General features: G+C 63.2%; 16 protein-coding genes. 4 read left to right on the top strand and 12 right to left on the bottom strand.

What is annotated here, in order from left to right:
- Positions 1-61: 61 nt before the first annotated feature.
- Positions 62-1,999, bottom strand: a complete 1,938-nt coding sequence (locus HBNXHr_RS00080; RefSeq protein WP_275882670.1) for an ABC transporter substrate-binding protein — start codon at positions 1,997-1,999, stop codon at positions 62-64.
- A 151-nt stretch (positions 2,000-2,150) separates the two neighbouring features.
- On the opposite strand from HBNXHr_RS00080, the gene HBNXHr_RS00075 reads away from it, so the two are divergent.
- Together HBNXHr_RS00075 and HBNXHr_RS00070 are read left to right on the top strand one after the other, a co-directional pair.
- On the top strand, positions 2,151-2,624 hold the full coding sequence (locus HBNXHr_RS00075; RefSeq protein WP_275882669.1) for a hypothetical protein: 474 nt from the start codon (positions 2,151-2,153) through the stop codon (positions 2,622-2,624).
- A gap of 56 nt (positions 2,625-2,680) precedes the next feature.
- Positions 2,681-3,604 carry a metallophosphoesterase gene (locus tag HBNXHr_RS00070; protein ID WP_275882668.1) on the top strand — a complete coding sequence of 308 codons (924 nt, stop codon included), beginning with the start codon at positions 2,681-2,683 and terminating at the stop codon, positions 3,602-3,604.
- 18 nt (positions 3,605-3,622) lie between these two features.
- On the opposite strand, the gene HBNXHr_RS00065 is transcribed toward HBNXHr_RS00070, so the two are convergent.
- The 10 genes from HBNXHr_RS00065 to HBNXHr_RS00020 form a co-directional block, all read right to left on the bottom strand.
- Positions 3,623-4,384, bottom strand: a complete 762-nt coding sequence (locus HBNXHr_RS00065) for a hypothetical protein (RefSeq protein ID WP_275882667.1) — start codon at positions 4,382-4,384, stop codon at positions 3,623-3,625.
- Positions 4,385-4,605: 221 nt separating this feature from the next.
- A complete protein-coding gene (locus tag HBNXHr_RS00060) occupies positions 4,606-5,691 on the bottom strand; it encodes a hemolysin family protein (RefSeq protein WP_275882666.1) in 1,086 nt (361 codons plus the stop codon).
- A 68-nt stretch (positions 5,692-5,759) separates the two neighbouring features.
- On the bottom strand, positions 5,760-6,446 hold the full coding sequence (locus tag HBNXHr_RS00055; protein ID WP_275882665.1) for an anaerobic ribonucleoside-triphosphate reductase activating protein: 687 nt from the start codon (positions 6,444-6,446) through the stop codon (positions 5,760-5,762).
- Position 6,447: 1 nt separating this feature from the next.
- A complete protein-coding gene (locus HBNXHr_RS00050; protein WP_275882664.1) occupies positions 6,448-8,574 on the bottom strand; it encodes a ribonucleoside triphosphate reductase in 2,127 nt (708 codons plus the stop codon).
- Between the two features lie 141 nt (positions 8,575-8,715).
- Positions 8,716-8,928: a hypothetical protein gene (locus tag HBNXHr_RS00045; RefSeq protein ID WP_008525833.1), complete on the bottom strand. Its 213-nt coding sequence runs from the start codon at positions 8,926-8,928 to the stop codon at positions 8,716-8,718.
- A 134-nt stretch (positions 8,929-9,062) separates the two neighbouring features.
- Positions 9,063-10,079: a serine protein kinase RIO gene (locus HBNXHr_RS00040; protein ID WP_275882663.1), complete on the bottom strand. Its 1,017-nt coding sequence runs from the start codon at positions 10,077-10,079 to the stop codon at positions 9,063-9,065.
- 87 nt (positions 10,080-10,166) lie between these two features.
- Positions 10,167-10,454: a translation initiation factor eIF-1A gene (eif1A, locus tag HBNXHr_RS00035; RefSeq protein WP_275882662.1), complete on the bottom strand. Its 288-nt coding sequence runs from the start codon at positions 10,452-10,454 to the stop codon at positions 10,167-10,169.
- Positions 10,455-10,525: 71 nt separating this feature from the next.
- Positions 10,526-12,808 (bottom strand): glycoside hydrolase family 3 N-terminal domain-containing protein, encoded by a 2,283-nt coding sequence (locus tag HBNXHr_RS00030; RefSeq protein ID WP_275883729.1) that lies wholly within the window; start codon positions 12,806-12,808, stop codon positions 10,526-10,528.
- Between the two features lie 265 nt (positions 12,809-13,073).
- On the bottom strand, positions 13,074-14,369 hold the full coding sequence (locus HBNXHr_RS00025) for an O-acetylhomoserine aminocarboxypropyltransferase/cysteine synthase family protein (protein ID WP_275882661.1): 1,296 nt from the start codon (positions 14,367-14,369) through the stop codon (positions 13,074-13,076).
- Positions 14,370-14,494: 125 nt separating this feature from the next.
- Positions 14,495-16,108 (bottom strand): DNA-directed DNA polymerase II small subunit, encoded by a 1,614-nt coding sequence (locus HBNXHr_RS00020; protein ID WP_275882660.1) that lies wholly within the window; start codon positions 16,106-16,108, stop codon positions 14,495-14,497.
- Between the two features lie 122 nt (positions 16,109-16,230).
- On the opposite strand from HBNXHr_RS00020, the gene HBNXHr_RS00015 reads away from it, so the two are divergent.
- Both HBNXHr_RS00015 and HBNXHr_RS00010 read left to right on the top strand, forming a co-directional pair.
- The gene (locus tag HBNXHr_RS00015; protein ID WP_275882659.1) at positions 16,231-16,863 is read left to right on the top strand and encodes a S26 family signal peptidase; all 633 of its coding nucleotides are present in this window, start codon (positions 16,231-16,233) and stop codon (positions 16,861-16,863) included.
- Positions 16,864-17,355: 492 nt separating this feature from the next.
- On the top strand, positions 17,356-17,997 hold the full coding sequence (locus tag HBNXHr_RS00010; protein WP_275740964.1) for a S26 family signal peptidase: 642 nt from the start codon (positions 17,356-17,358) through the stop codon (positions 17,995-17,997).
- A 21-nt stretch (positions 17,998-18,018) separates the two neighbouring features.
- Here HBNXHr_RS00010 and HBNXHr_RS00005 read toward each other — a convergent pair whose 3' ends face one another.
- Positions 18,019-19,698 carry an ORC1-type DNA replication protein gene (locus HBNXHr_RS00005; protein ID WP_275882658.1) on the bottom strand — a complete coding sequence of 560 codons (1,680 nt, stop codon included), beginning with the start codon at positions 19,696-19,698 and terminating at the stop codon, positions 18,019-18,021.
- Between the last annotated feature and the right edge of the window lie 643 nt (positions 19,699-20,341).

Raw genomic sequence — 20,341 nt, 5'->3', positions numbered from 1 at the left:
GCGGCCGACACGGAGTTCCAAGGCATAAATTCTAGCGGTGCATCCCTCGCAGTTGTCGCCATCAGCGCTGAAGCGTGGTGTTGTCGAAGGCCTGGTTCTCCATGACGCCGTACATCTCGACGTCGACCGCATCGTGCCAGAACCGTTGACTGATGGGGTGGAGGAAGGGGAGTTCCTGAACGGATGCCCAGTTCATCTCCTCGACGGTCTGGAAGGCTTCGTTGTGGTCCTCGCGGGTCATCCCGTCGGCGGCGTAGTGTTTGTCCCAGGCCTCCCGTGCGGTCTGGCGGTACTCCTCGGTCGCGTAGCTGCCCTCGGCCCCCCATCGCGTGAACTGCGTCGACGGGTTCTGGCCGTGGAGAAACCGGAGGAAGTTCTGCGGGCCGGGGTACTCCATGCCGTCGCCGAGTCCGAACACCTCCATGTCGCCGGAGATGGCGCGACTGATGATCGTCCCGAACTCCGCTTCCTCGATGTCCATGTCGATGTAGACCGACCGGAGTTTCGACTGGAGACGGGTGAACACCTGCTGATACCCGCTGTCGCCGGTGATGGTCGTCGCGGTGAGTTCATACCGGTTGTCCTCGCCGTAGCCCGCTTGCTCCATCACCGTGGTAGCGTCCGCAAGTCGCGTCTCGCCGTAGCCGTAGGGATAGCCGTCGGCGGCGAAGTCGGTGTTCGATTCGTAGCCGGTCTCGGCGTGGCGGTCATAGGAAGCCTCGCCGGACTGGCTATCCTCGAAAGTAGGGTAGGCCGCGGGTGGGACGATGTGATAGGCCGGTTTACCCGTCCCCTTGTAGACGTTCTCGGCGATGTCGTGTTGGTTCATCGCGTACGCGAACGCACGCCTGACCGCCAGCGGGACCTCCAGGGTGTTGAAGACGATGTACTCCGTCGTGAGCGCCGGGATCTCGCCGTAGTTGACGTCGGTTCCGTCGTCGAGCGCGTAGGTACCGAGCGAACGGTTGCCCGCTTCACGCTCGATCGACACGTTGTTGGGGTTGAACGAGGCCGTCGGTATGTCCTCCAGAATGTCAGCGTTTCCGTTCGTGAATCGCTGGAGGCGTGTGTTCCCGCTGCCGACGACAGTGTACGTGATCCCGTCGAGGTCGGGTTCGCCGCCGTAGTAGTCCTCGAAGGCCGAGAGGGTGATCTGGCTGCCTTTCCGCCAGGAGTCAACCTGGAAGGGGCCGGCCCCGGCGAACGTCGGGCCGTCACCCTCGGTGCTGAAGAACTCGTTGTAGTCGTACTCGCCGTCGTAGCCCTCGATGTCACCGACCGAACCCTCCGGGATGATCGCGAACGCGCCGCCGGCGATCTGGAAGAGTGTGTACTCGAAGGGGGAGGCAAGCGTTATCTCGACGGTGTAATCGTCGACCGCTTCCACGGCGAGGCTGCCGGGGACGACATCCTCGAGGGTCTCCTCGTCGGTCGGCTCGGAAAGCGTCGCGTCCTTCTCGTGGTCGATCGTCAGCGTCTCGCCGATGATGTCGTCCTTGTTACGTGAGTTCGGGGATTCGGCGAGGCGGCGATAGGAGTAGACGACGTCGTGGGCAGTGAACTCGCTGCCGTCGTGGAACGTGACGTCCTCACGGAGATCGAACGTGTACGTGAGCCCGTCGTCGGACACCTCGTATCCGGTCGCCAGCGCGGGTTCGGGCGGATAGTGGCCGTCCGGGAAGTACATGAGCTGCTGGTTGTACTGGTTGTAGCCCGCACCAGACCCCTTCGCGTTGATAGGGTCAAGCGTCTGAATGGAGCCGGTCGCCATCATCTGGAGGGTGCCCCCATCCGAGTCGACGGGGGTCTCCTCGGTCGAGTCGTCCGTCTCGTCGGATGGTTCGTCCGTGGACCCCCCGCCCGAACCCGTCTCGGGATCGTCCTGGGTTGCAGTATCCGGGTTCGTGGATTCACTGTCCCCGCCGCAACCGGCGACGGCGGTCAGTCCCCCTGCGCCTGCGGCGAGCAAAAATCGACGCCGAGTCGTGTCACGTGGCATCGACCGCTCTTTTACTCCCCAAGCATAAGGAATTTGGTAATAGATCTACAGTCGCGTAATAGCATGATTTTCGGGCCTATAAGGCTATATAGCGGAATATAGAAGCTGATCTTCCGGTAGATATTTACATATATGATCGAAAAGTGATGCGATGTCAGCAACGAAAGGCGGTGAGCCGACGGTCTGGGAGCAGGTCCGTAAAGAGGCCACAGCGTTGGCAGCTCTGTTGCGAGCGGACGGATGGGACGTGGTTCAGGTGCGAGCGGATCACGTCGCAGCGATCGAATCGGGCGACTCAACGGCGCGCACGGGGCTGGTGTACACTGTCCCCGACAGTGTCGAAGAGGTGCTTCCGACACTCGTCGAGGGCGGGTCGTTCGATCGCTACGAGGTGTTCAGAACCGTCGCCAGGGGCGACCTGTACCTCGTCACGCGACTCCGGGACGAGGAGACCGAGCAGGGGGTCGTCCTCGCCGGGGCCATCGGCCTCGATCAGGTTGGCGGGCTCGCCGACGCGGCACGCGAGCGAGGTGAACTTCACACTCACGTTCGCCTGCTCGACGGGACCTATCTGGCGACGTTTCGCCATGAGGACCCGACGCATTTCTTCCCGGAGGACGGATGACCGGCGACGGACCCGGTTCCGGAAGCCGTTCGACTGACGGGAAGCCGGGGACACTCATGGCACGACTCAAGCGTCCGACTGCGCCGGAGCGGGTCCGACTGGCGGTGATCGCCGACCCACACGTCTCGACGCGTGCGGAGGGCACCTCGAAGCTGTTCGAACACTCTCTCGATCACTTCGAGGCGGCGATCGACGACATCGCGAGCCGGGACGTCGACGCCGTCCTCTCGCCGGGAGATCTCACGAAGGACGGCGAGGTCTGGAACGCCGACGCCGTCGCTGACGCCCTCAACGCGCTCGACGTGCCCGTCTACGCCGTCCCTGGAAACCACGATGTCCCGAAAGATGGCGACGACCACGACGCGATCTCGGTCGACACCTTCGCCGACCGCTTCGGCCCCGGCTCCTACCCCTTCCACGAGGAGGTAGGTGGGCTGGACGTGCTCGGGTTGAACTCCGCCGGGAACGGCGATCACCTCGTCGACACCCACGACGGCCACGTCGACGCCGACCAGCGCGAGTGGCTCGCGGGAAAGCTACAGCGGACCGACGACCCGCTGATCGTCGTCCATCACAACCTCGCCGCGGTGACCGACCAGCTCCGTCGTCACCGCGATCGCGTCGTCGAGGACATGGCGATCCCGCCGACGATGCGCGAGACGGAGGCGTTCGTCGACGTGCTTGCCAACGGCGACGCGGCGCTTGTCCTTACCGGGCACTTCCACCTGCCGCTGACCGGCGTCGATCGCGGTGTGCGCGAGATCGCGACGCCGACGACCTGTTCGTTCCCACAGTCGTACCTCCTTGTGAACATTACGCCCAGAGGAACCGACGTCAGGCTGGTCCCGATCGCCGATCAGGACGGACTCGAACTGGCCCACGATCGACGAGCGCGTGACTCGACGACGGCCCGTGGGCTCACCTCGATCGGTGCAGCGCGGCTGGCGTCGATGCCACTCGCGGTCGAGGACCGGGCGTAACCCAGTAGATCGAGCCGCTCACCGCAAACAGCGACGTCGCTGGTGGCGAATCGTTTCCAGACAGGCTGCGATATCCGAGAGGACTGGCGTCGTCGTTTCCAGGTCGGCATAGAGGTACTCGACGAGGCTAAGTCGCTCCACGCCGGGGATGTCCTTCTCGGCGCGTTCGTGTAACTGCTCCTGGCGCTCGCTGGCGTGGTCCATACATCGTGTCTGTGCCGTTTCCAACGTCTCGTCGATGCGATCGGGGGACCGGGACGCCGATTCGACCTGTTCACTCACGTCGATGACTGTCGATTCGATGTCGGTGAGGGCGGTCTCGAACCGCTCCAGGCTTTGCTGTTCGTGCTCAATGCGGGTGAGTGTCCGCTCACGCGTGTCCTGGGCCTGGGTACACGCGTCGACGAACGCGTTGTACATTGCTGGCGTGAGTACGTCTCCGTCGAGGAGATGTCGCGCAAGCGAGGCCCCGCATTCCACTTCCAGATTTTCCCTGAGTGACTCGCCGTACTCCGAATCGTAATGGGGGACAGCCATCACGGTCTCCCGGTAGGCGTCACGGATCTTCCGAAGTCCCCCGGACTGGGGGCGAAAGCTTGGGGTTGTTACCGCGACAGTGTTCCCCGTCTCGACGGCTGTTGGGCCCGACTGATCGACCTGAATCGTACTGACTCTCCGACGGAGTGTCTGGAACGCGTCGCGTTCGGCTTCGAGGAGGGCACGCTCCTCGTCGATGCAGTCGTATGCACGGTCGATCTTCGGCTGGACTATCTCTGGCATGGGTTGGGAATCCAGTGGATGCGATGGAACGCCCCGTCGGCCACCGCCGGGGTGATCACTTTCAGACGCTATCGTGTGGATAGCGGAGAGACGGGATGAAATAGGCTGCTATGAGGGCTATGCCACACTATTGTCCCGAATAGAGAGCACCCGACACGCCAGGATGACCCAGCACCTCACCGCGCACCGTCACGCCGACCCCCGCCCGCCTGATCGACGGGCTACTGGCCCTCGGACAGCGAATCCTGTCGCGTGTCGATCGGATCCTCGATGTCGCCCATCACGGACTCAAGCAGATCAGTCACCGTAACCATCCCGACCACTTCGCCGTCCTCGATGACGAGGGCGAGTTCCTGGTTTTCGGCCTGGAACTGGTCGACAGCGTCGCTAACGTCGACATCCGGGGAGAGCGTCATCGGTGGCGCGGCAAGCTCGGCGAAGTCCATCTCGCCGTCGGCGAGTTCCTCGCGGTGGCGCGACAGTGCGGGGAGGTAGACGATCCCCTCGAAGTCCGCGAGGTCGTCGCCGATCAGTGGATAGCGAGTGTGTGGGTGTTCCTCCATCAGGCGGAAGTTCTCCGCCGGATCGACCGCCGTCGAGAGGGCGACGATATCGTCGGCGTCGACCATCACCTCACGGATCGGCTGTTCGCCGATGGCGAGGGCGTTCATGACCTCCTCGCGTCGCTCATCGTTGAGACCACCTTCTTCGAGCGCCGAGCCGACGCGATTCCGCAAGTCAGCCCGGGTTTCGATGACCTCCTCCTCAGTTTCGAGCCACGCGCCGGTCATCTCGACGCCAAAGAGCTTCAGCGTGAGTTTGGCGATGCCGTCACCCAGCGAGATGATCGGCGAGATGAGCCAGTGGAACCAGTACAGCGGGACGGCCCCGTACTTTGAGACCCACCGGGAGCGCTCGACGCCGAGGTACGTCGGCGTCTGCTCGCCGTGGGTCAGGTGGACCAGGTTGATGATCAGGAAGGCGATGATCCCACCGGAGCCGATCGACGCCAGGACGGTGTTGTGGAAGATCGGTTCGAAGATCGCCGCCAGCGCCGGTTCGGCGACGATCCCGACCGCGATACTGGAGGCGGTGATCCCGACCTGGCAGGTCGTCAGGTACAGTTCGAGGTCCTGGGTCATCTCCCAGGCGCGCCGGAGGCCGGCGTTCGATCCATCGCCGACGAACTCCTCCTCGGTGTACTGGCGGGCACGGGTCAGGGCGAACTCGATCGCGACGAAAAAGCCGTTGGTCAGGATGAGGAAGACACCTGCCAGTAGTCGGATGGTGAGTTCGAGTGAGTTCATCGGGGCATCCTTCTGTCACCGGACAGTTATGTGTGGCGGTCTCAGAAACGGCTCGCTCTAGGTGGCTGTCACTCGCGGTGTTCGATCCCCGGGAGCGGTTCAGCCGCGGCGTCGCCAATGGTCGCGAGCGGATCGACCGGCGTCTCCCGGACGCGGTCCGGGCATAGCACGTCCTCGGTGTCGACAGACTGGACGACAAGCGGGCTGTCCCCGACCAGCTCATCCAGCGTCTCGAAGTCACGCGGGGCGACGACACCGGGATCGAACGTCGTCCGGAACTCGTGGTCGATCCCGCTGGCACGGATCAGTTCGACGCTCCGTTCGACGGCCTCCCCCGCGTCGGCCCCGAGTTCGTCGTATCGATCGGGTATCGTCTTGAGGTCCATCGCGACGTACTCGACCGCGCCGGTGTCGAGCATCTCGCGGAGGACAGCCGGCCGCGTCCCGTTCGTGTCGAGTTTCACGTCGAACCCACGGTCGGCGATCCGGCTGACGAATCGGGGCAAGTCCCGGTGCAGCGTCGGCTCGCCGCCGGTGATCACGACGCCGTCGAGGACGGCTTTCCGGTCGTCGAGAAAGGCGAAGAACTCGTCCTCGGAGAGCGTCGACGCCGCGGCCGAGTTCGGATCGCCGTCGATCAGTTCCGGGTTGTGACAGTACGGACACCGGAGATTGCAGCCCGCGGTGAAGACCGCACAGGCGACCCGGCCGGGGAAATCAGACAGCGTCGTCCGCTGGAGGCCACCGAGACGCATGTCAGTCGGCGACGCTCGGGCGGAAGTCCGCGCGCTCGTCGAATTCGGCCTGCTTGCCGGGATTCCAGTTCTCGGTCGGCCGGAGATACCCCACGACGCGGGAGTACACCTCACAGGCTTCCCCGCAGTCCGGGCAGGTCTCGTGCTCGCCGCTGTGATGGCCGTGGGTCGGACAGACCGAGAACGTCGGCGTCAGCGTGTAGTAGGGCAACTCGTAGTTCTCGGCGATCGTCTTGACGAGTTGCTTGGTCGACTCGGGGTCGGGCATCGCTTCGCCCAGCCAGCCATGAAAGACCGTGCCACCCGTGTATTTCGTCTGGAGATCGTCCTGGTGGTCCAGCGCGTCGAAGAGGTCCGGTTCCGCGCCGAATGGCAATTGCGTCGAGTTGGTGTAGATCGGCTCGTCGCCCCCGAGTCCGTCGGTAGCGTGGACGGCCAGGTCCGAGAACTGCGCACGATCCTGGCGGGCCAGCCGATAGGACGACCCCTCTGCAGGCGTCGCCTCGAGGTTGTACATGTGGCCGGTCTCGGCCTGGTACTTCCGGAGCCGATCGCGCATGAATTCGAGGACCTCCTCGGCGAAGGCCTTCCCCTCGGCCGTGTCGATCCCCGACTCCGGACCACGGAGATTGAGAATAGCCTCGTGGGTGCCGATGAGGCCGATCGTCGAGAAGTGATTCGCCCAGTAGCTGTCCTGGGCCTGCTTGACGTTCCGAAGATAGAACTTCGCGTAGGGATACAGGCCCTGCTCGGTGTAGCGCTCCAGCACCTCGCGTTTGGTCTCCAGACTCCGCTTTGCCACGTCCATCAGCGATTCGAGCCGATCGAAAAAGTCGCTCTCGTCGTCGGCCCGATACCCAAGCTGGGGCAGGTTGATCGTGACGACGCCGATCGACCCCGTCAGCGGGTTCGAGCCGAACAGCCCCCCGCCGCGGGATTCGAGTTCGCGGTTGTCAAGGCGGAGCCGACAGCACATCGAGCGGGCGTCCTCGGTGTCCATCTCGCTGTTGACGAAGTTCGAGAAGTAGGGTGTGCCGTACTTGGCAGTCATCTCCCAGACGGGATCGAGCGTCTCGTTGTCCCACTCGAAGTCCTCGGTGATCGAGTAGGTCGGGATCGGGAACGTGAACGGCCGGCCTTTCGCGTCGCCCTCCAGCATCACCTCGGCGAAGGCGCGGTTGATCAGGTCCACTTCGTCCTGATAGTCACCGTAGGTCGAGTCCTGGGCCTCGCCGCCGATCACGACTGGTTTGTCGGCGAGGTGGTCGGGCACCGTCAGGTCCATCGAGAGGTTGGTGAACGGAGCCTGGAAGCCGACCCGCGTCGGGACGTTGAGGTTGAACACGAACTGCTGGATCTGGTGGCGGACTTCCTCGTAGTCGAGGTCGTCTTCGCGGACGAACGGCGCGAGGTAGGTGTCGAAGTTCGAGAGGGCCTGCGCGCCGGCGGCCTCGCCCTGCAGCGTGTAGAGGAAGTTGACGAGTTGCATCAGCGCCACGTCGAAGTGGTTCGCGGGCGCGGACTCAACCTTCCCGCGGACGCCCTTCAGGCCCTCCCGGAGGACATCCTCGATATCCCAGCCGACGCAGTAGGGACCCAGCACGCCCAGGTCGTGGATGTGGATCGCGCCCGCGTCGTGGGCCGCGGCCACCTCGTCGCTGTAGAGCTTTTCGAGCCAGTAGTCCTCGATGGTGCGCTCGGTGAGGTGGATGTTCAGCCCCTGCAGGGAGTAGTCCATGTTGGAGTTCTCCCGGACGCGCCAGTCCTCGCGCTCGACGTAGGCGTCGACGGGTCCCTGGTCGTTCCCCGCTGGGTCGCCACTGTTGCCTGCAACGAGTCCTTCCAGATCACGCAATTCGGCGTGGCGGTGTCGATAGAGGATGTACCGCTTGGCGGCTTCGTACTCATCAGCCTCGACGAGCGTCCGCTCGACGCAGTCCTGGATCGTCTCGACGGCCACCGTCCCATCGGACGGATCAAGGCGGTCGACCACCGCATCGGTCAGGGCGTCGATCCCGGTGTCCGGGTCAGTTTCGGCTGCCGCGAACGCCTGCCGGATGGCGGTCGCGATCTTCGAGCGATCGAACGGTTCCACAGTCCCGTCGCGCTTTTGGACCTGCTGGACCATGCGAACACTCGCTTCGCCGGCCCCTCACTAAACAACTACGATTGCCGTTATACAAATTTATTTGTACTAGGGTTCGGCGAGTCGTCCCCGGGCGATCAGCGGATGAAGAGCGTCCCCTGCCGTTGTCCGTCGTGTCACACGCTACCCATCGCTGTCGGTAATCCGGTGCTCGTCTGTGAGACGGGCATCGATAATTCCTGCAACGATAGTAGCCGCCCCTGAGAGAAAAAGATACACATTGATCGAGGTCACGTCCATAATGCCAACGTAATCAATGGCAGCGACGCCGAGGATTACCCAAGAAATGGCCTGGAAGCGCCGTCCAGGTCGAGTTTCGGCAATGAATCTACTCATGCGATCCGCTCGGTTCATAGACAGTAAATGCCTTCTGTTTCACTGATAGCAAGCTGCGTGCGAGACAGTGTCAGCCATCAGCGAACGAAACGTAGGTAGCCTCGCCTCGGATGGGTCCAGAATGGATCCCAACGCTAGATGTCCTGGGACGCTGTGGACGAACCGTCATCTTGCTGCTCATCGTCAGTAACGTAGTCGTACAACCCCTCAGCCGTCACCTCGACGCCCTGCCCGGCGAAGAAGTTCGCGACGTTCTGACAGTCCCGTCGGAGGAAGTCCTCGGCGTTGGGCGAGTGGACCGTCACGGCCTGGCCGAGGTCGATCACGACGAGTTCCCCCTCGTGGAAGACGACGTTGTACTCAGAAAGGTCGCCGTGCACCAGGCCGGCGGCGTGGAGCCGGCGCATGTACTCCCGGAGCACTTCGAAGGCGGTCTCGGGGTTCTCGATGTGGACCTCGTTGAGTCGTTTGGCCCGGCCCTCCGCATCCGTGGCGATGTACTCCATCACGAGGACGTTTCGCTCGACGGCGATCGGATTGGGAACGCGGACGCCGGCCTGCTGTGCCCGTTTGAGGTTGGCGAACTCCTTGCGCACCCAGGCGGTGACGACCTTCTTTTTGTCCGAGCCGATCCCCTCGAATCGGGGGTCGCCGTCGAGATACCCGCGCATGTCCTTGAAGTCGCTGGCGTTGATCCGGTAGACCTTGACGGCGACCTCGTGGCCGCCCTTCGTTCCCCGGCCGCCGTCGTCTCGCGGCTCCGGCTCGTCGCCGTCGTCTCGCGGCTCCGCCGCGTTACTTTCGGCGGATCGGCGGTCCGGGTCACTCGACTCGTCCGGGGCGCTCCGGGACTGGGCTCCGGACAGCGCCGTGTAGACGTTAGCCTCCTTGCCAGTCGAAATCGGGGCCCCGAAGGCCTCGATGTAGCCGTCCTGGACGAGTTTGTACAGCGCGGCGAAGGTCGCGTCGTCGAAGACCGACGCCTCGACTTTGAACTGCTCGGTGTTTTTGATACGCTTGCGGAACTCGCTGAACTCGCGATCACGCCGGCGGGCGATCCGGTCGGCCTCGGTGTCCGCAACGTCGATTTCCTCGAATTCGTCACCCGGCAGCTCGGCTCCCTCGTCGTCGATCAGGCCGAACTCGGTCATGGGTGCCCCGCGAAAACAGTGCGAGCAGTGCTGGACAGCGACTTGCGGCCGTCGGTCGGTGGGGATGCCACCGTCATATTTGGTCCGTCACGGTTCCTGAATGTGTCCCTCCTCGCGCAATTGGTCGGCCTCCTGTTTCTCGTAGCGCCAGGTGATGTCGGCCTTCTCGTCCTGCCAGTCCCAGGGCTCGATCAGTACGACGTCGTCCTCGCGGATCCAGATGCGCTTTTGCATCTTGCCCGGAATTCGGGCCGTCCGTTCGACGCCATCCATACACCGTACCTTCACGCGATTAGCCCCGAGCATGTTGGTAACGACGGCGAAGACCTCGTCTTCGTCGGGCATACGGAGATCGGTACGTTCCTGATCGCTCATATCCGGACGTTCGGCCGGCATCGGTTTAATTGCTGCGAGAAAGAGCGTCTCGATAGAAAGGGCGGGCGGCGCTACTCGACGTCAGTTTCGCTGAAGTACGTGCGGGAACCCCGGGCGAGTTCGCGGGGGTCGCCCACGACCTCGAAGTCGGCAGCGGCCTCGATATCGGCGGCCGAGGAGCCGACGCGGAGTTCGTACTCGCCGGGTTCGACGACCAGGTTCATATCATGGTCGTGGAACGCGAGTTGGGTCGCCGAGATCTCGGCGGTCACCGTTGCGGATTCGCCGGGTTCGAGGTGGACGCGCTCGAACGCGCGCAGTTCCTGGACCGGACGGGTCTGGGAGGGCCAGCGCTGGTGCGTGTAGACCTGGACGACCTCGTGGCCGGCGACGTCACCGGTGTTCTCGACGGTGACGCTCGCCTCGATGGTTCCCGTGGTCGGGATCTCCTCGCTCGCGAGTGTGACGTCGCTATACTCGAAGTCAGTGTAGGAGAGGCCATGGCCGAACGAGTACAGTGGATCCTCGTCGACGTAGACGTGCCGTTCGTTGCGGCTGTTAGGTCGACGCGAGTAGTAGACGGGCAGCTGGCCCACGTCCTTCGGAACGGAGATCGGCAGCCGACCGCTCGGATTGTGCTCGCCGAGCAGGACGTCCGCGATGCCGTTGCCACCCTCCTCGCCCGGCAGCCAGGCGTGGAGCACGGCGGGGACGTGCTGGTCGATCCACTCGATGGAATGGGCCTTGCCGCTGACCTGCACGACCACCAGCGGCGTGTCGGTCTCGTTGACGGCTTCGACGAGTTCCTGCTGGACGCCCGGGAGTTCGAGGTCGGTAACGTCCGCACCCTCACCGCTCGTGGGGAGGTCAGGGACTTGCTCGATCCCCTCGTCGTCGTCGCTAAGGGCGATCGCCGACCGCGTCCCGACGAACGCGACCGCGACGTCAGCCTCGGCGGCAGCGTCGACTGCAGCATCGATCTCGTCGGTGTCGGGGCCGGTCGTCGTACAGCCCTCGACGTACTCGACGTCATCACCGAGACGGTCCTGCATGGCGTCGAGCGGCGTGACGATCTCGCGGTTGACCTCCGCCTCGGGGTAGTGAGCGGCGTAGGCGTAGTCGCCCAGCTGACCCGAGGGCGCGTCGGCCTTCGGACCGAGGACGGCGACGGACTCCTCGCCCTCCAGGGGCAGGAGGTCGTCGTCGTTCTTCAGCAGCGTCACGGACTCACGGGCGAGTTTCCGGGCGTACTCGCGGTTCTTCTCCGGGCCGAAGGCTTCTTCGACACGATCGGGGTCGACGCCCGGGTCGTCGAGCAGGCCCTTCTCGATCTTCTGTTTGAGGACGCGCCGCGCCGCGGTGTCGATCGTCTCCTCGGTGACGTCGCCGTTCTCGACGGCCTCGACGAGGTGCTGGTAGGCCTTGATCTGGGGGAGTTCGACGTCGAGACCGGCCTCGACGGCCTGGATCGCGGCGTCGTAGATCGTCGGGGCGACCTGGTGTTCGTCTTTCAGCAGGCGGACGCTGAAGTAATCGGAGACGACATTGCCGTCGAAGCCCCATTCGCCACGGAGGACGTCCGTCAGCAGCCACTCGTCGCTCGTACAGGGGACACCGTCGATGTCGTGATAGGCGTTCATCACCGAGTCGGCGTCGGTCTCCTGTACAGCGGCCTCGAACGGGAAGAGGTGAACCTCCCGGAGTTCACGCTCGCCGATCTGGACGGTCGAGCGGTTCTTGCCACCCTCGCTGATGGCGTGACCGGCGAAGTGTTTCAGCGTCGCCGAGATGCCCTCCTCGGGATCGTCGCCCTGGAGGCCATCGACGAACGCCGATCCCATCTTTGCGACGAGATAGGGATCTTCGCCGAAGGTTTCCTCGGTGCGGCCCCACCGCGGATCGCGGGCCACGTCAAAGAGTGGCGAGAGCGCGTGATGGGCACCGATCGCGCGCAACTGCTCGCGGATCTGGGCGGACATCTCCTCGACGGCGTCCGGGTCCCAGGTACTGGCGATGCCCATCCCCTGGGGATAGGTGGTCCCCTTCGGCCCCATGTATCCCGAGAGACATTCCTCGTGGGGGATCGCGGGGATGCCCAGCCGGGTCTCCTCGATCAGGAGTTCCTGGAGCGCGTCGGTGACCTCGGCGGCCTGCTGGGGCGGGAGGCTACCGCCACCGCCGAGGCGCGTGAAGTGACCGATGCCGTCTTCGAGGAGGTCAGCGGCGTTGTCCTCGTTGATATTGCCGTCCTCGTCGAGCAGCTGTGCTTTGGCCGTCATCTCGCTCTCGTCCTCGACGTCCATCCAGCGCGGGGGCACGGACTGGAGCTGGGCGACCTTCTCCTCGAGGGTCATCCGGGAGAGGAGGTCCTCGACGCGTCGATCGACCGGCAGCGTCTCGTCCAGATACGGTGGGGAATCTGTCTCTGTCACACCACAGTACTGGGACGGCCGGAAGGTAATGTTTTCCCATCCTGGATTCGATCGAGCGCTGTCACGTCCAAGAACCAGTAGACGACAGCCGGACTCACTGGTCTCAGAAATAATAATCGAGCGGGGCGTTTTCGAGCAACCGGCCGCTGATCGAGGTTTTGATCGAATCGGATGGGCGAAAACGAAGTTACCGGGTCGCCCAGGTGATCGCCTGGTCGAGGTCGTCGATGATGTCGTCGGGGTCCTCGACGCCGACCGATAGCCGGACCATGTCGTCGGTGACGCCCGCGGCGGCCTTCTCGTCGTCGGTGAGTTGCTGGTGGGTGGTCGAAGCCGGGTGGATGATCAGCGTCTTGGCGTCGCCGACGTTCGCCAGCAGGCTGGCGAGTTCCGTCGACTCGACGGTGTCCCGGGCGGCCTCGTAGCCGGCTTCCAGGCCGAAGGTGATCATGCCGCCGTAGCCGCCCTCGAGGTACTTCGTGGCTTCCTCGTGGGTCTCGTGGCTCTCCAGGCCGGGGTAGTTGACCCAGGAGACGTCCTGGTGGTCCTCGAGGTACTCCGCGACGGCCATCGCGTTCGCGGAGTGGCGCTCCATTCGCATGGGCAGCGTCTCCAGGCCCTGGATGGTCTGCCAGGCGTCGAAGGGGGCCTGCTGGTTACCCAGATCGCGGAGTCCACGGGCAATCGCGGCGTAGGTGAAGGCGGCGTCGCCGAACCGTTCCTCGAAGTTGACGCCGTGATAGGCGGGGTTGTCGCCGGCGATCTCGGGGTACTTTTCGGCGTACTCGTTCCACGGGAAACTCCCCCCGTCGACGAGGATGCCGCCAACGGTGGTGCCAGAGCCGTGGATCCACTTCGTCGTGGAGTTCCAGACCAGATCCGCGCCGTGTTCGATCGGATTGCAGAGATAGGGCGTCGCGAACGTGTTGTCGACGAGCAGCGGCACGCCGTGATCGTGAGCGATATCGGCGATCCGCTCGATGTCCGGCGTCACCAGCGCAGGATTGCCGATGGTCTCGAAGTGGACATAGGCGGTGTCCTCGTCGATAGCTTCCTCGTAGGCGTCGTAGTCCAGTGTGTCAACGAACCGCGCCTCGACGCCCTGGCGCGGCGCCGTGTGCGTGTAGTAGGTGTAGGTCCCGCCGTAGAGGGCGGAGGCAGTGACGACGTTGTCGCCGACATCGGCGAGCAGGAAGGTCGCGAGATTGAGGGCGGCCATCCCGGATGCGGTGGCGACCGCGCCGATACCGCCTTCGAGTTTGGCCAGGCGCTGCTGGAGGATCGAGTTCGTCGGGTTCATCAGCCGCGAGTAGATGTGGCCCTCCTTCTCCAGGGCGAACTGGGCGGCGGCGTCCTCGCTGTCTTCGAAGACATAGCTGGTCGTCTGATAGAGCGGCGGGGCGCGAGCGCCCGTGGCCGGGTCGGGCTCCTCCTGCCCGACGTGCAGTGCGTCAGTGTGGAATCCGCGATCGTCGTCGCTCATAGCGATTGTGACTACGACACCCGTCATTGTATAAGTGGTGTACCTGCACCCGGATTGACCGGCGTCGATAACACGCGTCGAGATTCTCCGGTATCGAAAGAGTCCCGAAGCGATGACTCGGCAGACTACCCGAAACTGCGGATCGTCAGGAAGTCGCTGGCGTCGCTCTCGTCGAGTTTGTCGAGGTGGACGATCGGTGCGTAACCGACGTCGGGCTCGATGTTGACGCTCTCTTGAAAGCTGGTTTGTTCCTGCCAGCAGGCGGAGTTGATCGTCAGGACGTTGTGATAGGCGCCGTATCCGAGCTTGTGGACGTGGCCGGTATGGAAGATATCGGGGACGTCCTCCATAACGAGGTAGTCCCGCTCCTCGGGGGCGATCCGGGTGTGGCCGCCGAACTGCGGCGCGATGTGGCGCTTCTTGAGTAACTGGGCCATCGCCCGGTCAGGGTGGTCGTAGCTTGCGTGTTCCTCCGGCAACTCGGCGATCACCTCGTCGAGGCTGACGCCGTGGTACATGAGGATGTCGACTCCCTCGACCGTCACCGTCGAGGGGTTGCCCGTGATCCGTGCGTCGTGGGCCGACATGATCTCTCGTAACTCCTCGTCGAAGGCCGGCTGTGGTTCGGCCAGCCGGACGGCGTCGTGATTCCCGGGGATCATCACGATCTCCATGTCGCCGGGGACGGCCTTGAGATGCTCCGCGAAGGCCTCGTACTGGTCGTAGATGTCGACGATGTCGAGTTCCTCGTCCTGGTCGGGGTAGACCCCGACGCCCTCGACCATGTCGCCCGCGAGCAGGAGGTACTCGACGCGGTCGGCCTCAGGCGTGTGAAGCCACTCGGCAAAGCGGTTCCAGGCGTCGGCGTCGAACTCCTGGCTGCCGACATGGACGTCGCTGATCAGCGCCGCGCTGACTTCCCGGTCGGCCGTCGAGGGTTCGAAGGTCCGGGGGACGTCCGGGAAGTGGATCGAATCAGCGAAGAGGATCCCGCCGTCGTCGGCGAGCGTCCCCTCGACGGCGATCACCTCGTCGAACAGCAGATCGTCGACCACGTCGGCCATGTCCCGATCTTTCATCACCAGTGCCGGAAAGGTGCCGGTGGTGTCCTCCAAATCGATCAGCCAGTGGCCGTTGGCGGTCGAACGGATGTCGGCGACCATCCCGACGATCGCGGCCTCGCTGCCGCCGGGCATCGACTCGACGGCATTCGTCGGGCGATGGTTGACTCGCCCACGGAGTTGGCCTGACAGTTTCTCGTAGCGGTCCCGAAAGACCGCCAGAAAATCCTCGTACTCGCCGGTGCCGGTCGACCGACCGGTCACGTCGCCCGCAATCGACGGTTCGTCCGGATCTCTCCCGGTTCGGGACGACGTATCGGGTGGACTCTCGCCGGAGTGAACCCCCTTTGTTTCGACTGGAGAACGGCCGTCATCGTTCGGTGGTTCAGGCGGTTCATCTCCACCTGAAACAGAGGGGTCTCCATCGGACGACGAGGCCGACGACGGCACTGACGTCGAGCTACGGGATTCATTGCCACGCCCTGACTCGGTTTCGAGGACGGTGCGAACGTCATCGACGGAGAGTTTGATCGTGTCATCGGGGACGGCTTCGATTGCACGCTCGATGGCGGCCTCCGTGTCTGGCGCCTCCGCGAGTAGGGTGACCGCCTCGCGGTCGGTGTTGTAGCCACGACTCGCGAGTTCGTTGACGATCCGGGCTGGCGTCTCGCGAGGCACACTACGTCTACAGCAAGTGCGCCAGCAAAAGGATGGCGGTCCCCGGGAACGGTCCATCTTGGGGACGAAAGAGTTATCTGAAACGAAAGAACTGTAAGCGGTGTGATCGAAAGCGAGGGCGAATGGGGAACGACCGCGAGAGGAAATCGGCCATCGATCGGGTTCTGGAGTCCTCCCTGGCCCTGTTGGCGTTCGATACCCTGAGTAGCGTCCTGATCGTCGTGATGATCGGTGGGTTCCTGTTCGCGACGAGTGGTGTCTGGTCGCCGGTCGTCGCTGTCGAGAGTGGAAGTATGCAACCACACATGGATGTCGGCGACACTGTGTTCGTCATGGAAGACGGACGGTTCCCCGGTCCGGGATCACAGGGGGAATCGGGGGTCGTAACCGCCCACACCGGCCGGAAAACGGGCTACCGGACGTTCGGTGGGTATGGCAACGTGATCGTCTATCAGCCTGATGGAAACGAAACGGTGACGCCGATCATCCACCGGGCGATGTTCTGGGTCGAGAACGAAGAAAACTGGTACGAGCGCGCCGATTCAACGGCGATCGGGAACGCGGATAGTTGCGAGGAACTCGTCAACTGCCCGGCCCCCCATGCCGGGTTCATCACCAAGGGCGACAACACAGTCACGAACAGCCGATACGATCAGGTGATCGGTATCAGTGACCCGGTCAAGCCGAAGTGGATCGTCGGGACGGCAGAAGTGGGCGTCCCGTGGCTCGGACAACTTCGCCTGGCCCGGGGCTGAAGCGATGAGCGACGTGAGCGGACCCCAGAAGCGAAGAGTTGTAACGATCCAGATCAAACGGAGGCTCAGATGAGCGATTCGAGCGACGATCGCGACCCGGCGGATCGGGAGCGCGATCGGCGAGAGCCAGACCCGGACGTTCCATCCAAATCCGGGGACGCTGACGCCGACAGGGAGGACGATGAGGCGGTCGCTCCTGACGAGCAATCGGCGCAGGAGCGGCCGGAATCCGGTCATCGGGAGGGGGAATCACCGATCTCGTCGTCCGAAGAGCCGGAGCCCGGGAATCACGCTGCACCCGAAGATAGACAGTCCGGAGTCCAGCCGCCGCAGCGGGAGCGAGAGCACCGAGCGGCCAATCGGGAGCAAGCCGAGTCACCGACACAGGTGGGGAGCGTCGAGTCGACGACGCGGCCGCTCGACTCGGAGAAACGGAAGCCGCCACGAAAGGGGTGGTCCGGAAGGAGCGATACTGGGCGGCTGACGCGCCTCTTGCAGTATACATTCGACATCGCAAGCAGCGTGCTGATCGTCGTCCTGATCGGCGCGTTGCTGTTTGCGACAAGCGGTGTGTGGCCGCCGCTGGTCGCGATCGAAAGCCCCAGCATGGAACCCAACATCGACACGGGCGATCTCGTCTTCGTGATGGACGAACAGCGCTTCCCCGGACCGGGAGCCATCGAAGAGTCCGGGGTCGTGCCGGCACGTGCCGGCGAGGAGACCGGCTACCGAATGTTCAACGGGTACGGCGACGTTATTATCTACGAACCGGATGGCAACGGTGCGGAGACGCCGATCATCCACCGGGCGATGTTCTGGGTCGAAGCCAACGAAAGCTGGTACGACCGGGCCGACCCGACGGCGATCGGGAACGCCGACAGTTGTGCGGAACTCGCCAACTGTCCGGCCCCCAATGCCGGGTTCATCACCAAGGGCGACAACAACCAGCGGTACGATCAGGTCGGCAACCAGTTCAGCGGTCCCGTCAAACCCGAGTGGGTGATCGGAACCGCCGAATACAGGGTGCCGGGACTCGGACAGGTGCGACTCCTTTCGGGGGACGTGCGATCGACGAATGAGACGACAAGCGCCGTGAACGTGACGAGCGTCGGTATGCCCGCGATTGCGCCGTAAAGAGCTACTGCTCGTGGGGAGTTACTGCTGGTCGAAACGGGCCTGGATGAACGGCTGGACATCTTCAATGTCGCCGAGTCGCGAGTCCGAATGGAGGACGGCTTCGGTTTCGTCTAGGGGAACCGAGAGGCTGATCTCCTTGGTGCGGCCGTACCGGCCCTTCGAAACGACCACGGCGTTGACGATCCCGAGCATGTCGAGTTCCGAGATGAGGTCCGTGACCCGGCGCTGGGTGAGGACGTCGGCGTCGATCTCCTCGCAGAGTCGCTTGTAGATGTTGTAGACCTCGCCGGTGTTGATGTTGTGGACGCCGTTTTTCTCCAGTAAGATGATCGAGAACAGGACGAGTTTCGACTGGGTGGGCAGCGTGCGGACGACCTCGACGACCCGATCGAGTTCGATCTTCTCCTGGGCCTGCCGGACGTGATCCTCGGCGACGAGGTCGATCTGGTCGCGTTCGGCGAGTTCGCCGGCGGTTCGGAGGAGATCCAGCGCCCGGCGAGCGTCGCCGTGTTCCTGAGCGGCAAACGCCGCACACAGCGGGATGACGTCATCCGAGAGGGCATCGTCCTTGAACGCGACGTCCGCGCGAGCCTGCAGGATGTCCCGCAGCTGGTTCGCGTCATAGGGCGGAAAGACGATCTCCTCCTCGCCGAGGCTGGACTTGACGCGGGGATCCAGAAAGTCGGTGAATTTCAGGTCGTTCGAGATGCCCATGATCGAGACCCGGGAGTTCTGCAGTTCGTTGTTCATCCGCGATAGATTGTAGAGCGTGTCGTCGCCGCTCTTCTCGACGAGTTTGTCGATTTCGTCGAGCATGATCACGACGACGCGTTCGGTATAGTCGACGGCGTCGAAAAAGGTGCTGTAGACCCGGTCGGTCGGCCACCCTGTCATCGGGACCGTCTCGAAGGACTCCAGATCGGCTTCGAGAGATTCGATCTCGGCGTCGACGGCGTCGAGCGTGGCGAACTCTGTCCCTTCGAGTTCGTTCGGATCAGCCTCGGCGCGGTCTTGCAGGTCCTCGAGTTCGGCGAGACGATCCTCGATGTGGGCCTCGTTGTTCTCGATGAAGGTGTTTGCGAGCTGAGCGAGGACGCGGTACTGCGTGTCGGTCACCTCGCAGTTGATGTACTCGACGTCACAGGGGACCTCGTACTTCTCGGAGGTGCGTTCGAGTTCCTCGCTGACGAACTTCGCGCTCGCGGTCTTGCCTGTCCCCGTCTTTCCGTAGATGAGGATGTTCGACGGCGTGTCCCCGCGAAGCGCAGCGACGAGGATCGTCGCCATGTTGTTGATCTGCTCCTCGCGATGGGGGAGTTTCCGGGGCGTGTATGAGGGCCGGAGGACTTCCTTGTTCTCGAAGATCGGTTCGCCGCTCAACAGATCGTCGAACAACCCACGGGAGGCTTCGTCAGTGTCCTCGTCGTCATCGAAGACGATCTCGTCGAGCAGATCCTCGTCGATGGAGCCGGTCGTGTTCGAGGGTGTGTCTTCGACGGATGTGCCGAGAGCCCCGTCCGACGACCGCGTTGTCCAGTCCTCGTCGATAGGGACGTCTTTGTCCTCGACAACCGAACCGGATTCGTCCTCGTCGGTGACAGCCGGCGTTGAGTCACCGGCGAGAGACGACTCGGAGTCATCGACGGCCGTACTGTCCTCCGCAGCGTGTGAGTCGGATTCGTCTTCTGTGTCTTGCATGTGAACTCTATCCCCCTTCTTTCAGGTGGAGATTCGCCCGCAGATCCGAAATACCGGCCGAAAACGGCCTGTAGCGCTGAAATGACGGGATACGAGAGGGTGATTTCAGTGCAGTTGAACCACAACAAGGGGTGGGTGAAAGGCTATTAAAAATTTCGGTTCGGATTGTACCCGGTCAACCATGAGAGATTCGGAGAGAGTGGTTGGTGAATGAGCTGTCCGGAAGAAGCGATGTCGAAAAGATCGTCAATCGGATCTCAGGACCGGCCTCAGGAGTAGCTTCGGGACGAAGGTGAGCAACCCGGTGGAGATCGGGGCAGTAGTCATGCGGTAAGTTGACAGCGTGGACCTCCCCCACCCCTTCGTTTCGAGTGGAACGACCCGAACACCCGGGGTGGGGGGTTCAGCGAACCGGGAGAACAGTCTAGAAAGGCTGGGTTTTATTAGGATGTATCTAAAACAGTAGCCGCACTGCAAATCAATATACTTTTGGAGTTAATATATTATATCTAGTGGAAAGTAGTACTAGCTACAGCTAGAATAAAAGTACTAGATCTGACTAGAGGTTTGATTCACCACTCTCTACCCTATTTCGTGTTCTCTTCGTCTCCTGATTCGATGCTTTGTGGTCGCTTTTCCGGGC

Origin of the sequence: Halorhabdus sp. BNX81, assembly GCF_029229925.1 — an archaeon.
Taxonomy (GTDB): domain Archaea; phylum Halobacteriota; class Halobacteria; order Halobacteriales; family Haloarculaceae; genus Halorhabdus.
Note: the sequence above shows the minus strand (reverse complement) of the source record. Positions and strands in the feature narration are given on the sequence as shown.

Coding starts and splice junctions, on each gene's coding strand:
- HBNXHr_RS00015 (WP_275882659.1), top strand. CDS start 16,231: ATGGGGAACGACCGCGAGAGGAAATCGGCCATCGATCGGGTTCTGGAG.
- HBNXHr_RS00065 (WP_275882667.1), bottom strand. CDS start 4,384: ATGCCAGAGATAGTCCAGCCGAAGATCGACCGTGCATACGACTGCATC.
- HBNXHr_RS00060 (WP_275882666.1), bottom strand. CDS start 5,691: ATGAACTCACTCGAACTCACCATCCGACTACTGGCAGGTGTCTTCCTC.
- HBNXHr_RS00070 (WP_275882668.1), top strand. CDS start 2,681: ATGGCACGACTCAAGCGTCCGACTGCGCCGGAGCGGGTCCGACTGGCG.
- HBNXHr_RS00030 (WP_275883729.1), bottom strand. CDS start 12,808: ATGACCCTCGAGGAGAAGGTCGCCCAGCTCCAGTCCGTGCCCCCGCGC.
- HBNXHr_RS00050 (WP_275882664.1), bottom strand. CDS start 8,574: ATGGTCCAGCAGGTCCAAAAGCGCGACGGGACTGTGGAACCGTTCGAT.
- HBNXHr_RS00005 (WP_275882658.1), bottom strand. CDS start 19,698: ATGCAAGACACAGAAGACGAATCCGACTCACACGCTGCGGAGGACAGT.
- HBNXHr_RS00055 (WP_275882665.1), bottom strand. CDS start 6,446: ATGCGTCTCGGTGGCCTCCAGCGGACGACGCTGTCTGATTTCCCCGGC.
- eif1A (WP_275882662.1), bottom strand. CDS start 10,454: ATGAGCGATCAGGAACGTACCGATCTCCGTATGCCCGACGAAGACGAG.
- HBNXHr_RS00025 (WP_275882661.1), bottom strand. CDS start 14,369: ATGAGCGACGACGATCGCGGATTCCACACTGACGCACTGCACGTCGGG.
- HBNXHr_RS00040 (WP_275882663.1), bottom strand. CDS start 10,079: ATGACCGAGTTCGGCCTGATCGACGACGAGGGAGCCGAGCTGCCGGGT.
- HBNXHr_RS00080 (WP_275882670.1), bottom strand. CDS start 1,999: ATGCCACGTGACACGACTCGGCGTCGATTTTTGCTCGCCGCAGGCGCA.
- HBNXHr_RS00075 (WP_275882669.1), top strand. CDS start 2,151: ATGTCAGCAACGAAAGGCGGTGAGCCGACGGTCTGGGAGCAGGTCCGT.
- HBNXHr_RS00045 (WP_008525833.1), bottom strand. CDS start 8,928: ATGAGTAGATTCATTGCCGAAACTCGACCTGGACGGCGCTTCCAGGCC.